At 36.2% G+C, this 13,822-nt stretch carries 15 protein-coding genes and 1 other RNA gene; 7 read left to right on the top strand and 9 right to left on the bottom strand.

Going from position 1 to position 13,822, the window contains the following annotated elements; translation table 11 throughout:
- The first annotated feature begins 249 nt into the window (after positions 1-249).
- Positions 250-711: an Lrp/AsnC family transcriptional regulator gene (locus CZ809_RS08105; protein WP_080156907.1), complete on the top strand. Its 462-nt coding sequence runs from the start codon at positions 250-252 to the stop codon at positions 709-711.
- 74 nt (positions 712-785) lie between these two features.
- Here the strand turns inward: CZ809_RS08105 and tesB are convergent, their stop codons facing one another.
- On the bottom strand, positions 786-1,643 hold the full coding sequence (gene tesB, locus CZ809_RS08100; protein WP_080156906.1) for an acyl-CoA thioesterase II: 858 nt from the start codon (positions 1,641-1,643) through the stop codon (positions 786-788).
- A gap of 64 nt (positions 1,644-1,707) precedes the next feature.
- Positions 1,708-2,016, bottom strand: a complete 309-nt coding sequence (locus CZ809_RS08095; RefSeq protein ID WP_080156905.1) for an MGMT family protein — start codon at positions 2,014-2,016, stop codon at positions 1,708-1,710.
- A gap of 89 nt (positions 2,017-2,105) precedes the next feature.
- Here CZ809_RS08095 and CZ809_RS08090 point away from each other — a divergent pair, with 89 nt between their 5' ends.
- Positions 2,106-2,843 (top strand): VP0952 family biofilm-associated protein, encoded by a 738-nt coding sequence (locus tag CZ809_RS08090; RefSeq protein ID WP_080156904.1) that lies wholly within the window; start codon positions 2,106-2,108, stop codon positions 2,841-2,843.
- A gap of 163 nt (positions 2,844-3,006) precedes the next feature.
- Positions 3,007-3,103, top strand: an RNA gene (gene ffs / locus CZ809_RS08085) — signal recognition particle sRNA small type.
- Positions 3,104-3,764: 661 nt separating this feature from the next.
- On the opposite strand, the gene CZ809_RS08080 is transcribed toward ffs, so the two are convergent.
- On the bottom strand, positions 3,765-4,559 hold the full coding sequence (locus CZ809_RS08080; RefSeq protein WP_080156903.1) for a hypothetical protein: 795 nt from the start codon (positions 4,557-4,559) through the stop codon (positions 3,765-3,767).
- 32 nt (positions 4,560-4,591) lie between these two features.
- Positions 4,592-5,224 carry a hypothetical protein gene (locus tag CZ809_RS08075; protein WP_080156902.1) on the bottom strand — a complete coding sequence of 211 codons (633 nt, stop codon included), beginning with the start codon at positions 5,222-5,224 and terminating at the stop codon, positions 4,592-4,594.
- Positions 5,225-6,736: 1,512 nt separating this feature from the next.
- Here CZ809_RS08075 and CZ809_RS21255 point away from each other — a divergent pair.
- From CZ809_RS21255 to CZ809_RS08065, 3 genes are all read left to right on the top strand, one after another.
- Positions 6,737-6,886 (top strand): hypothetical protein, encoded by a 150-nt coding sequence (locus CZ809_RS21255; RefSeq protein ID WP_162841597.1) that lies wholly within the window; start codon positions 6,737-6,739, stop codon positions 6,884-6,886.
- Complete coding sequence (locus tag CZ809_RS08070) at positions 6,876-7,067, top strand: hypothetical protein (RefSeq protein ID WP_080156901.1); 192 nt, start codon at positions 6,876-6,878, stop codon at positions 7,065-7,067. Before CZ809_RS21255 ends, CZ809_RS08070 begins: the two co-directional genes overlap by 11 nt.
- 256 nt (positions 7,068-7,323) lie before the next feature.
- Complete coding sequence (locus tag CZ809_RS08065) at positions 7,324-7,773, top strand: PACE efflux transporter (RefSeq protein WP_080156900.1); 450 nt, start codon at positions 7,324-7,326, stop codon at positions 7,771-7,773.
- Between the two features lie 7 nt (positions 7,774-7,780).
- On the opposite strand, the gene CZ809_RS08060 is transcribed toward CZ809_RS08065, so the two are convergent.
- The 4 genes from CZ809_RS08060 to CZ809_RS08045 form a co-directional block, all read right to left on the bottom strand.
- Positions 7,781-8,671, bottom strand: a complete 891-nt coding sequence (locus CZ809_RS08060; RefSeq protein ID WP_080156899.1) for a LysR family transcriptional regulator — start codon at positions 8,669-8,671, stop codon at positions 7,781-7,783.
- A gap of 103 nt (positions 8,672-8,774) precedes the next feature.
- Entirely contained in the window at positions 8,775-9,209 is a 435-nt protein-coding gene (locus CZ809_RS08055; RefSeq protein ID WP_080156898.1) for a carboxymuconolactone decarboxylase family protein, read from the bottom strand.
- A 149-nt stretch (positions 9,210-9,358) separates the two neighbouring features.
- The gene (locus CZ809_RS08050; protein ID WP_080156897.1) at positions 9,359-9,742 is read right to left on the bottom strand and encodes a VOC family protein; all 384 of its coding nucleotides are present in this window, start codon (positions 9,740-9,742) and stop codon (positions 9,359-9,361) included.
- Between the two features lie 144 nt (positions 9,743-9,886).
- Positions 9,887-11,368: a SulP family inorganic anion transporter gene (locus CZ809_RS08045; protein ID WP_080156896.1), complete on the bottom strand. Its 1,482-nt coding sequence runs from the start codon at positions 11,366-11,368 to the stop codon at positions 9,887-9,889.
- A 422-nt stretch (positions 11,369-11,790) separates the two neighbouring features.
- Between CZ809_RS08045 and nfsA the strand changes: the two genes are divergently transcribed.
- Positions 11,791-12,513, top strand: a complete 723-nt coding sequence (gene nfsA, locus CZ809_RS08040; RefSeq protein WP_080156895.1) for an oxygen-insensitive NADPH nitroreductase — start codon at positions 11,791-11,793, stop codon at positions 12,511-12,513.
- Positions 12,514-12,655: 142 nt separating this feature from the next.
- On the opposite strand, the gene CZ809_RS08035 is transcribed toward nfsA, so the two are convergent.
- Positions 12,656-13,543, bottom strand: coding sequence for a DMT family transporter (locus CZ809_RS08035; protein WP_080156894.1), 888 nt, complete (start codon positions 13,541-13,543; stop codon positions 12,656-12,658).
- Between the last annotated feature and the right edge of the window lie 279 nt (positions 13,544-13,822).

Here is a 13,822-nt window from a genome sequence, read left to right as displayed (position 1 = left end):
TCTACTTTTGAAAATTAAAGTAAAAACTTGTTCTATTTTATATTGTTTTTATAGGAAATGGTTCTTAGTTCCGGTAGTGGGTTTCAATGACATCTACCACTGTAGATTTAAAACCCATAGTTGTCTATTGTGAGATTACATAAATAAAGTGGTAGCGATCGTTATTATTAGTAATTTTTTTGCCTCTTTGCTGAATAAGAGGTATTTTTTAGGAAGTATTTACCTTTTTTATCCTACTTGGTGGCATTAATGGCAGTTTTAGATAGTGTTGATAGAACGTTATTACGTTTATTGCAGAATGATGCAACCATGCCGTTGGCAGAACTTGCGGACGCTGTGAATTTAACAACCACTCCATGTTGGAAACGATTAAAGCGTCTTGAAGAAGACGGTATTTTACGCCAACGGGTGGCACTGCTTGATCCTGTAAAATTAGGTATCGCCTTTACTGCATTTGTACAAGTTAAGACCAGCAACCACTCACAAGATTGGTTTAATCATTTTGTTTCAACGGTAACGGAATTTCCTGAAGTGATGGAATTTTATCGCATGGCTGGGGAATATGACTACATGATGAAAGTACAAGTGGCTGATATGCAAGCTTTTGATAATATGTATAAAAAACTAGTCGCGTCTGTATCTGACCTGACTAATGTGACGTCCACCTTTGCAATGGAACCACTAAAATACACCACAGCATTACCCGTTTAACTGCGCCTGCATACTGAAAATAACCCCGAGTCATTGTTGTAGTGATTTGGGGTTATTTTTATGTCATGTTTTAGTTAGCGCTGGCGAATCAATCCTTCCTGAACCGCCGATGCAACAAGTTGTCCTTGCTGATTATAAATTTCACCACGCACAATGCCACGTGATCCACTCGCTGATGGACTATCAATTACATACAGTAACCACTCATCAACTTTAAATGGACGGTGGAACCACATTGAGTGATCAATGGTCGCGACCTGCATATGAGGACTAAAGAGTGTGACGCCATGTGGATGTAATGATGTGGTCAAAAATCCCCAATCAGACGCGTAAGCCAGCATATATTGGTGAATGCTTAAATCATTAGGCATTGCACCATTGGTTTTTATCCATAAATGTTGCTTTGGTTCTGCAATCGCTGGTTTTAAAGGGTTAATGACCGTTACTGGGCGTACTTCAATCGGGCGCTTGTTACCAAACATCTCAACAATCTTTGGCGGTAAATATTGTGCGACCGATTCAACTAAATCACTTTCAGACGCTAAGCCATCAGGACCCACTACATTTGGCATTGTAGCTTGATGTTCAAACCCTTGTTCATCCGCTTGATAAGACGCCGTTAAATAGAAAATAGGGCGGCCATTTTGAATGGCTTTTACACGACGAGTGCTAAAACTGCGACCATCACGTAGGGTTTCTACATCATAGATAATCGGTTTTTCTGGATTACCCGGTAAAAGAAAATAGCTATGAAAAGAGTGTAAATGACGCTCGGGATCTACCGTTTGCTTCGCTGCTGATAAAGATTGCCCTATAACTTGACCACCGTATACCTGTGGTAAACCTAAATTCTCACTTTGGCCTCGAAAGAGTTCACGTTCAATTTGCTCTAATTGCAATAAAGTTAGTAGTTCATCTAATTGTTTGCTCATGGTACATCCTGAAAAATAAAAACTAGGGGAATGGTATGCTGATTTAGCGCTGCTGCCAATATGCCTATGAGTGCCCTTGCCATCGATAATAGCGTAGTGATATTCGCCCAGAGTCAGAGACGACAATGTTTTCTGCTCGTAATGCCGCTATCTGTCTTAATAGTGCATCATCTTTTAATGAAATCCGGCCTTGGCTATTAATAACACGATGCCAAGGTATTTTTGAGCCTTCAGGTAAGGTCGCCATTAAGCGTCCGACATGACGAGCATACCCAGGAAAACCGGCAAATTTAGCAATATCGCCATACGTAGAAACCAGCCCAAATGGAATTTGATAGACTTGGCTATAGATTTGATTGCAAAAGTCGTCCATATTTAATAAGTAGCCGTTAAATAATATGCTTGGTAAATAATAGCGGTTCTATCTTTTTAGACAACAGGATAACGCAAGGAGGTGTTGCCATGTTGTATGCTGCTTCATTGGTTACCGTTACCTTAATTTTAACGGTATTAGGTGTCAGTGCCCTCGGTCAAACTGCGGGAGAGTTGCCCGTGTTAGCACTTGCTATTCCTGCTCTGTGGCTACTACCACAAAGCGGTGTTGCAGGTTGGCTATTGCTCTGTGGCTTAGGTGCCTACGGTGCGATGCTGCCTGAACAACCGTTAGCATTATCAATCAGTTTATTTATGATGCTACCTATTCTGATGATTTGTATCTCCACCAAAGGCTGTTGGCAGCTTGGCGCATTGATGATCTCAATTGCACTCTCAATGAATGTTGGTTTAATGGCATTGCAAGGAGAAGGCAAGCTAGAGGGCAGTATCAGTGCAACCTTAGTGCAAATTATCGCGATTGGTGTTATTTGGTATGCCGCCCGTTGTTGGCGTCCTATTGCCGGTAACACATGGTGGCCATTACTCGCGGTATTACCACTATGGATAGGTGGAATGGGAGCTGCGGCATTAGTCGGCTTGTGTGTTACAGGATTAATCGCAGCACTACAAAGCCTGATTAAAATGAAACATCAAGATTGGATTCCACGCCTTGCTTGTATATTACCCGCGATTGGATTTACGACCTTAGTGGTGTTGCCACAATTTAGTGTTGAGAATCCGATTTTAGTCTCATGGCTATTAGTATTAGGCGGAGGCTTGTTAGGTGAATCACTATTAGATGATCCTGAAGAAGAGGATGAATAATCTTAACTAATGGGCAATAGGTTGACTTTATTACTATTTTGTTTAAATTCGAGCAAATAATCAGCAGTCAAACAAAAGGGTAAGATAACGGCTTGCATTGTTGGCGAGGTTAATAGATAATCCTTCCCGTTCTCGAAAGAGACAAAGAATCTATGGAGGCCCCCATTGGTCCTCCCGCAACACTAACCTGTGAACTCGGCCAGGCCCGGAAGGGAGCAACCGCAGCAGGCGTCGTGTGTGCCGGGATGTGGCTGGTGGGGGCTTCCACCCATCTAGCGTTTAGCAAATCCCTTTTCTATCAAAAAGTTACATTCTAATTCACTCTTTACAGTGTAGTTCAATATTATTGTTTTGTTCTTTTTATTACTATCAATAATAAATACTTCGTTATAATCTCCAAACTACCAAACTACCAAACTACCAAACTACCAAACTACCAAACTACCAAACTACCAAACTACCAAACTACCAAACTACCAAACTACCAAACTACCAAACTACCAAACTACCAAACTACCAAACTACTCACATATTTAGACCTGTAAGCGTATTACAAGCGTCATTTAATCTAAGCGCCATGTGTGGATTCAAGTGCTATGTGATCCAAGCGTTACTTAACCACTGAACCTCTCCCGCGTCATTCCCTACAGTGAGGTTACGAACGAGATAGGGAATCTACTATTAGCATGTTGTAGAGCTAATTGTTTTTATTTTTGTTGTAACTAGTTTGTGGACAGAAATGGGTTAGATTATTTGCTCTATTTCGGCTAGCAGGTATTAGGAAAATTAAGGGTAATGATCGACTTCTTTTTGGCATCACCCTTCATTATATTTCCAATATTGACTTATATAAGGTGGCTTGGGCTTGTCCAACACTTCAGATAGGTGTCGGCTGCGCGACACATATCCTTATTTGTATGTTTATTGCGTCAAATCTAAAAATGGCTTTAGTTTAATTAATCCAGCTTGAATAGATGCCAGAATTGCCAATAAAAACGTTAAAATTACCATACTGTACTGTAGTTTCACGCTATCTTTATGGCGCCTTTCTTCCGTTTGATACTTTTCAAGTGTTACAATAGCCTTTCCATTTACTTGATATCCCCCGCCTTTTACCTTACTAACCTCACCTGATTCTACAAATGAATCTACATACATCCGTAGCTTATTTTGACAATTTTCTTTATCAGGATGCCCAAAAAAGCGCAAAGAATACATATCAGAAACCAGTGATGTTAAACAAAACTCCTTACGGCTTATGCCATAATTTTCAATAAGATAGTCTAACAGGTCATATCTTGGTTTTAGCTGTAGTTCTTTTCTATTAAATAGTGATTGTGAAACCCTATTCAATATTCGCTTTAACTTAACCTTTATGCAGTCTTTTTTTGTAAGGCAATGAAGTATAAATAAGTTAACACCTGTATAAGTTGTATAGTAATTATGCAGGTAGTGCGTAATTTCAACCGTATTTACATCGATATTGGTAATATCAATGTCTAGCTCTATATCACATTGGTCAGTTTCTGGATTGTACTTTAGTACTTTGACTTTATTCAGATCCAATTCACGAACAAGAGCTGAAACCCTATCGAGCTTAATTCGAGTTGAATAGAAATTATTTCTTTCACACTCTGGACCTGACATAGGAATCCGTAATGGACCGACTTTCCCAAATGCTTTTTTCAAAGCCCACATTTGAATTTTTGACCACATAATTCACCTAAGACAGTTTGTTAGGGCGATTCTTACAGAATGTGACTTAAGTCTTTATTCCATTTATCTAGAACAACCACTTGAAGTCGTTGAGAAATCGCATCTATGGAACATCCAGTTCTCATCGCCAGCGCATTAAAGTGCGAGACGCTTGTAGCTAATTCAGTCTGCATAGACCCTTGACCACATGCATGAGATAGCCCATCAATAGGATTTGTGTAGCCCTTAACCAAACCACGAAACATCCCCTTAAAACCTGAACTATTTTCAAGGACCTGTAAATGTATGATGGCTCCGGATTTTAGCTCGTCTAACTGTTGGATGGTTGAATTTATATCGTCTATCATTAATGCCTTTAGTGAATTGGGATAAAACCTTTGAGCAATAAATGAGTTAGCTTGCTCCTCTGGTATGTCGTATGCTGTTAAACATCGAAACACGTTCATTCTCAGCTCTCTTTCAATTTCATCAATAGCTCTTAAAGCGTTGTTATTTATAGAAACTAAATCCATAACTGCCAAGGCTTTCATTGAATTCTTTCTATCGCCTCTTGGGTTATTTATTACACTATTAACTTCGCTTAGAAACAGCGAGTTGAAATGCAGAATTAAAGTACCAAAATCACTTTTAAATTGCTCAACTGACCAAATTGACGATTCTTGCATAGTTGATTCCTTCATATCGCCCTAACCGCTTATTAGTCGGCATTCTTACTTTCACGCAAAACAATGCCCCTTAATCCCGACAATCATAATCAATTTAACTCATAAATATCATGAGCTTGATTGCATTATTTTGTTTCAAAGTATTTATTTGAAATGTAGAAAGTAAGAAATGTATTTATTCAGTCTTATTAAATACAAAACGAAAGTTATAATCTTATAATCTTATAATTTTCAATACATTAGGATTATACATCTATTTTTAACAAGAAATATTTCTTATTAAAAACAGAATTCAAACGATAAATTCACCATTTCTCATTATAACTGTTCATATACACAGTAAATAAAACCAATCCAAAATCACGTTAATGAGATATGAATGAGTATTTACTCTGAATGATAATGGGGCATTTCCGTGTTAGTAACTTTTCTAAATTAGTGTAATCACCACACAATAACCATGTTCATTGGCGTCTTTAATGCTCAAGCGCGTGATGAATAGATCACGGATAGCTAATGCCTCCCTTCCGAGATGATGGATAATAATCGGCGTTACACTTTTTATTTTACGATGATCAATAAATTGAGTGATGTAATTAAAGTTATGGATGATTATCCGTATATTATTAAATTGTGATTTTATACTTAAATAGAAAGAATCATCCGTTATTGAATATAAGTATCGTTCTTTGAGGTGATGCTTTTATATTAGAGCTTATATAAACAGGTTCTGACGTTGAAGTGAAATTAACAGATTTTAATTAAATAATATATTACAGCGAAGGATATGACGTTTTAGCGTGAAAGGCAGATAGAACAGAAAATTTGAAAACAGTTTACGAAATATAATTATCAAAGCTTCTAATCACTGCGATGTATTAGAAGCTTTGCTAATGACAGCCTAAAGTTAGTTGTTAGCTGCTATTTTTTTAGTGATTTTAGCTAATTTTTTAGCTTTTTTCTCTTTTGTCGTTAAAGATGGTTTTTTATTACCTTTCTTAGTATCTAGCGACTTACTCATAACACTAACCTCTATTTTTTGAGGTTGGTCAGCTTGGCCAACGACAGATTAAACAGTGATATTGATGTAATATCACTTAGGTTTAATATGCGCTTACTACCTAAAAAAGCAATGATATTTATGCAAACAAAAAACTTATTTTTATGATGTTTATAGTAATGTCTATCAATAGGAGTAATGTATTAGAGGTGATAGTTTTTTTGAGTATTATCTTGGTTTTTTGGTAAAAATATCACCCCAGCAATTGTATAAAAAATGTGTTATAATGACGCAAATTTCTTAAAATCTGAACGTTAAATAGAACATATAGGTAAATATTCTTTATTATTATGGTTCTAATTTATGCAACGGCGCAATGTGGATTTATATTTCATTGTGAATGTCCTTTGCTAAAACTTAACGCATTTCAATTATGTTGTTTTTAATTTCAAAGACTTAGTTATCTGTCAGCATAAGCCAGATTTGTATATTCAAAATCAATAAGGTAAACCATGACAAAGCCTACAGCTAAAGAAGCTAATACTAAGCCAAAGAAAAAAAAGCCATTAGCCGTGAATAAACGAACAATGAGTGTTCGTGAACGTATTGAAAATATTAAAGCACAGCAAGCCTGGGATAAGGAATGGGAGAATGACGAATAATCTTGCGTTAATGAATAAAATTAACACGGTATTGCTATTACATTCTGACAGTTTGACTCATTGGGAACGAGATTATTTAAGTAATCTTAATCAAACAGTTACCAATTATGGTCAGCTATCAGAAAAGCAATTAGGATTATTTGAGCAAATATTAGTACGCAGAAAAATAACCGCGGTATAACGTAATATTTAATTTTGTGCTAATGATAAAATCCTCGCGTTAAATCCGTCGTTCCTTAATATAAGGAACGTGCGCGATAGTTTGTTGATTGAGCTATTTATGCTAACCAATGCGGGAAAGTTAGATCGAAGTATTGGGATTATATGGTTGCTTTTTTATATCATCGAATTAAACTTAATGCCTAAGCAGAAACCGTAGCTTACAGCGCTAGAATAATTTCGGGGCGGACCGGACTTTTAAGCATAAGGCATGTTTAATGATTGTTCTTGCACCTCGTACCCGTAAGCTTGTTTACGCTATTTCTTTTGAAATACTTGCGATCATATTAAGTACTTTCTTATTAGCGATGCTCAACCATGGTGAATCGTCCAATTCACTGCCAGTTGCCTTTATGGTGTCAACGATAGCCTTGATTTGGAATTATGTTTTTAACTCTTGTTTTGAATTGATTGAAACTAAACTGCATATTAAAAAAAGAACCCTCGCTGTTCGATTAACCCACTCCATATTTTTTGAGCTTGGGCTATTCTTATTTACCATTCCATTGTATATGTGGTGGTATGACGTTAGCTTGGTGAAAGCCATCAGTATGGAAATGGCAATCTTAGTGTTCTTCTTAATTTATACCTTTATATTTACGTTACTGTTCGATTTATTATTTCAGACAAACAACCAAATGATTGCAGCAACCACTGGTCATGAATAGTGGTTGGTTATTGTAATTGTTCAGCTAAATAATCAAGAAACGCTCTGATCTGCGGTTTTAGATATTGGGCGCTTTTGTAAACGGCATAGATTTCACCACTGGTGTTTTCGTTATGTGTTACTGTCCACTTTGGCAGCAAGACTTCTAATTGTTTGCTTTCAATATAGGGTTTAACCATCCAATCAGATAATAATAATACCCCCAGATGTTGTAATGCCGCATTTAATAATGGCGAACCACCTTTTGATGCTAAATTACCGGTTACTGATATTTTAGTTAGTATCTTATTTGAATTAAAATACCAATTAGTGCGTTGACGTTCATGGCTGATAATTAAACAATTATGATCTTTTAGATCTTGTGGGGTTTTTATTTGAGGATTATTTTTAATATATTCAGGGGTCGCAACTAAAGAGGTGGTGTTGGTAAGAAGGTGTCGAGCTTTAAGATTACTATCAATAGGCGTACCAATACGAATTGCAATATCGATATTATCACTGTTTAAATCAACCAGATTATTATTTAACTCTAATTCTATTTTTATTTTAGGGTAGCGTTTTAAAAAATCAGGAATTAAATGCGTCAGATAAATATTACCAAAAGTTTCAAATACTGAAATACGTAAAGCACCTTCTGGTGTATTATTATTCCCTTGCATTTCTGATAATAGATTTCGAGATTGTTCAAGTATTTTAATCGATTGTTGATAAAAATATTGACCATCTTCAGTTAATATTAATTGACGAGTACTGCGTTTAAACAGGGTGGTTTTGATCTTGTTTTCAAGTTTATCAATGTTTCGTGTTACTGATGATGGAGCCATATTTAACGCTTTTGCTGCTTGTGAAAAGCTTCCAGAAACAACAACTTGCTCAAATACCCCTAGTAAATCTAACATAATAATATCCTTTGTTATTAAGTATAATTTACCATATAGCACTTAAAAATTGTAAACAAAAACCCCCAATATTTAAACTAAACATTGGGGGTAAGTATTATAATTAGTGTTTCATTTTAGTTGCTAGTGCAAAGCGATTCCATGAGTTAATCATGATGATTTGCATCATTGCTTCTGCTAATTTTACTTCGCCTAATAAACTAAAGCATTCAGCATAGGTTTCATCAGTAACAGCATTATTTGAAATTAATGTCATCTCATCTGTTAATTTTAATAGTGCTCTTTCAGTATTATCAAATAATGGTGATTCTGACCATGCAGAAATGGCGAATAGTTTTTGTTGATCGATGCCTAATTCTAATGCAGCTGTAGTGTGCATCTGAATACAATAAGCACATTTATTGATCATTGATGAGCGAATTTTAATAATTTCTTTTAATTGATTTGATAATTCAGTTTCAGCTAAGTAATTTTCAATCGTTAACATTGCGCTTAATGCTTTTGGTTGAACTTTTGCAATATCAATACGCTTATTCATAATAATACCTTTATTTTTGTTGTTTATGATTTGTTGGAAAGAGTATATTAATTATTTTTAAATGATGTAATCGATATATAAGCGTAACAGTTTTGCATAAAACGCAAAGATACAGCTGAATAGTAGAGTGATTCTGATGAAATATAGCTTTAAGCTCGGTAATTGGCGATCTCTATTAAATTACCATCAGGATCACGAAAATATATCGACATAATTTTTCCCATCGCGCCTGTGCGTTCAACGGGGCCTTCAATAATAGTGACATCACATTGCTCTATATGTTGCTGCGCTTGAGCCAAATCAGTATTGGTTATAAAACATAAGTCAGCACTACCCATGTGCACTGTTTGCGCTTTGGGTTCAAATTCAGCGCCATATTGATGGAGGTTTATTTTTTGGTTACCAAAACGTAATCCAAATCGACCATTGGCAAAAGTTATCCGTTCCATGCCTAAAACTGTCTGGTAGAAATCAGCACTAATATTAATGTCTTTCACGGTGAGAACTAAATGGTCAAGATGGCTAATATTCATGACGTTACTCCTGTCTTTAATATTGTAATAAGAAAGCCAACCTTATATACCTTTCAACGAGTAAGGTATCACGGTTGGCAATCTGTTTACGGTTATATTATTAGAATAAGCGAAGACTAAAAGCTAATCTTTTAAATAGCTTTATTAGTGGCTGGTTAACAGTTTTTGATTTAACTCTGGATCATCATGAACCGCGAATTGATTAATTATTTTGGCGGTTGCTTCATTCATGCCTATAAGTTCAGTGGTTGCACCTTGTGATCTTAATTTAAGGATGGTTTTATCTAATGCTGTTATGGCCGTGAGATCCCAAAAATGCGCTAACGATAAATCAATTTTGACATGCTTAGCAACGTTATTAACATCAAAGAAAGATGAAAAGTGATCCGCAGAAGCAAAGAATATTTGCCCATAAACATTGTAAATTTGTTCATTTTCCAGCGTTGATTTTACGACAACGCATTGGCTAACTTGATGTGCAAAGAAGACTGATGACAGTAATACGCCAATGAAGACGCCAATCGCTAGATTATGGGTTGTCACAACGACGATAACCGTTGCTAACATAACAATGTTGCTTGATAACGGGTGATGTTTGATATTTTTAATGGAATCCCATGAAAATGTACTAATGGATACCATTATCATCACTGCGACTAGAGCGGCCATTGGAATAAGCTTTAGAATATCACTTAAAAATAAAATCATTATTAATAAGGCAATACCTGCAAACAAGGTTGATAAGCGGCTTCTTCCTCCTGATTGAATATTGATCATCGATTGACCGATCATGGCACAGCCTGCCATTCCACCCAGTAAACCCGTACCTATATTTGCGATGCCTTGCCCTTTACACTCTTGGTTTTTGTTACTTGTAGTTGAGGTTAAGTCATCAATAATGGTTGCTGTCATCATCGATTCGAGTAATCCAACAGCAGCAAGCGCTAAAGAATAAGGAAATATTATCTGTAAAGTATGGAATGTAAGGGGAACATCGGGCAATAAAAAGATAGGTAGCGTATCGGGTAATTGACCCATATCACCAACTGTGCGTACATCCAATTTCAGCAATACTGCACCAATAGTTAACGTGATAATACAGACTAGCGGTGAAGGAATAAGTTTTCCAATGAGAGGAATAAGCGGAAATAGGTAAATAATGGCTAATCCACTGGCTGTTAATAGATAAACAGACCAAGTTGTATGTGTTAATTCTGGAAGTTGAGCCATAAAAATAAGTATTGCTAACGCGTTAACAAATCCAGTAATAACAGGTTTAGACACAAAGCGCATTAAATTACCAAGCTTTAAATACCCGGCCATTATTTGTATTACACCCGTAAGGATAGTAACGGCCATTAAGTATTGCAGCCCGTGTTCTTTTACAAGGGTGATCATTAATAATGCCATTGCCCCAGTTGCCGCTGAGATCATGCCTGATCTTGCTCCGACAACAGCAATGATAACGGTCATCGAAAAAGAGGCGTATAAACCAATTTTAGGATCAACGCCCGCAATAATGGAAAACGCAATAGCTTCTGGTATAAGGGCTAGGGCAACCACAATTCCGGCAAGGAGATCTTTCTTTATATTATATAACCAGTTGTTTTTTATGTAATCTAACATGTTATCTCTATATTTTAGACGTGTAAAAGCCACGGATGAAATCCGCAAACATTTAGGATCAGGAAGTTTTAGCTATGGCAGGCATAGCAGAGTGACAGCAAGAGAGCTGCATTTAGAATAATGAGCAGGCGCTCATTAGAGAGAGGTTAAGGCGGCGTAATCTTCAAGTTTAACTACTTTTATTTGGGAGTATGATGATGAAATCATACTGTGCGATTTAGAAGTGGGTGATGCTAACATATAAATAAATAGATAACAAAATAGTTAGTAGTCTAAACGAAATTATTGTATTCGTTTTTTTCGCTTGCTTATTTAGTATGTTGTTATTAGTTTTGTCGAATAACAATTATTGTAGTGATGGGTTAGCAGAGTACTGTTGCTCTTCGCTATTGGTTTATATCTACTCGGATGGATCTCTATCAATGAATACCACTATTCAAACTATGCTTGGTCATCGCTCTATTCGTCAATTTACGAATGATGCTATTTCTGCTGAACAATTAAAGACGATTATTGCGGCAGGTATTGCGGCTTCTAGTTCAAGTATGATCCAAGCGACATCGATTATTCGCATTATTGATCCTGAGAAACGCACAGCATTGGCACATCTTGCAGGTGATCAGGGTTATGTAAAACAAGCGGCTGAGTTTTTAGTGTTTTGTATTGATTATCAACGTCACTATTCTATTAGCGCTGGAATAAAACCTGAGTACACCGAGCTTGCTTTAATTGGTGCGATTGATAGCGGCATTATGGCGCAAAACTGTTTATTAGCCGCAGAATCAATGGGGTTAGGTGGGGTTTACATTGGAGGATTGCGTAATAATCCCCATGAGGTTGATGCTTTATTGAATTTACCGCCATATAGCGCGGTATTATTTGGTATGTGCTTAGGTGTGCCTGCGCAAGATCCACAATCAAAACCACGCTTACCGATGGATATGATTTTGCATGAAAATGAATATCAACCATTAAATAAACCGCTGTTGGCTGAATATGACCAACAGACGATTGAATATTATCAGCAGCGTTCGACTCATAATAAACAACAAGATTGGTCAAGTGCAATAACGGCAACGTTATCGAAAGAATCACGTCCATTTATCGCGGAGTATTTTCATAGTAAAGGGCTAATGGAAAAGTAATACGGTACAAGTAATATGATGGATGATGGCGTAAATTCAAACGCATAGTATTAATGATTATGATCAGGTGGCTTATTAGAAAAAGCCATTTTGATCATGATTGAATATCACCAAACCTGTTTTATTTTTAAAGCCATGTTTATTATTGCTTGTTTTTATTTGTAGGAAAATAATTAGAATAGGTAATAAGTAACCCTGCTGCAACAATAAAAAGCCCACCAGTAATGGTATAAAAAGTGGGTAATTCATCAAACATCCAGTATCCAAAAATACAAGAAAATATAATTTGAAAGTAAAAGAATGGCGCTATATGTGATGCTTCTGCGATGTTCATGGCTTTAATTAAACACAGTTGCGATATGATGGTAACAATAGGAATGGTTATAAAATAAGGTAGTGCCGTTAAGGATGGCGTTATCCACATTTGAGGTTGAGCAATTAAAAGCAGCGTAGATATTGAGCCTAAAATAAAGAATGAATTAATTAACACCGATAATAATGAGATGCTTGAATCAATAGTTTTGGTAATAAGATTATAACCTGAATTAGCAACAGCAATCAGTAAAGGTAATAAATAAACCCATTGCAGACCATCGATATTGGTTGGGTTTATAACAATAATTACGCCCACAAAGCCTAATAATGTAGCGATAATTTTTATTGGTGTCAGGGTTTCTTTAAAAAACAAAGTGCCACCAAGCATATAAGCAATACTGCCCATCTGCACAATGATGATATACATTTCTAACGGAATATATTTTAACGCAATGACCGATGTGACTGCACACACTAAGAATAATAAGGCGCGTAATATCAACTTACCATTGGTGGCGAAAATAGCGACCTTGGTTTGTTTGGGCATAAAAATAGCCATGCATAAAAAAGGGATCGCAAATCGAAAAAAAACCATTTGAATAGGGTGGTAATCGTGTTGAATAAGATATTTATCTGCACTGTCTTTCAGTGTTAAGGAAAACGTCGCAATGAGAATTAACACCGCCCCGAGCATATTTTGGTTTTTGATTGGCATGACATTTTCTTCTGTGTCGTAAGTTATCGCGATAAGAAACAAGCACAACCATAAAGAGTCTATCTTAAATACGCTATGATTTTCAGTAAAATATTATGTAGTTATGCAAGGGGTATCATTAATATATTAGAGGGTGTTTTTATTTAAGTTGTTGTTTGTTTTTGTCTTTATTTGATTAGGTCTTTTTGTGTCGCTATTTACAATACTTCTGTTAAGATAACGCATTCATGCGAACCACTATTCTAGTAATATGGAATTGTTTATCATAAATATTGAGGT

Source organism: Photobacterium piscicola, assembly GCF_900166965.1.
Taxonomy (GTDB): domain Bacteria; phylum Pseudomonadota; class Gammaproteobacteria; order Enterobacterales; family Vibrionaceae; genus Photobacterium; species Photobacterium piscicola.
Note: the sequence above shows the minus strand (reverse complement) of the source record. Positions and strands in the feature narration are given on the sequence as shown.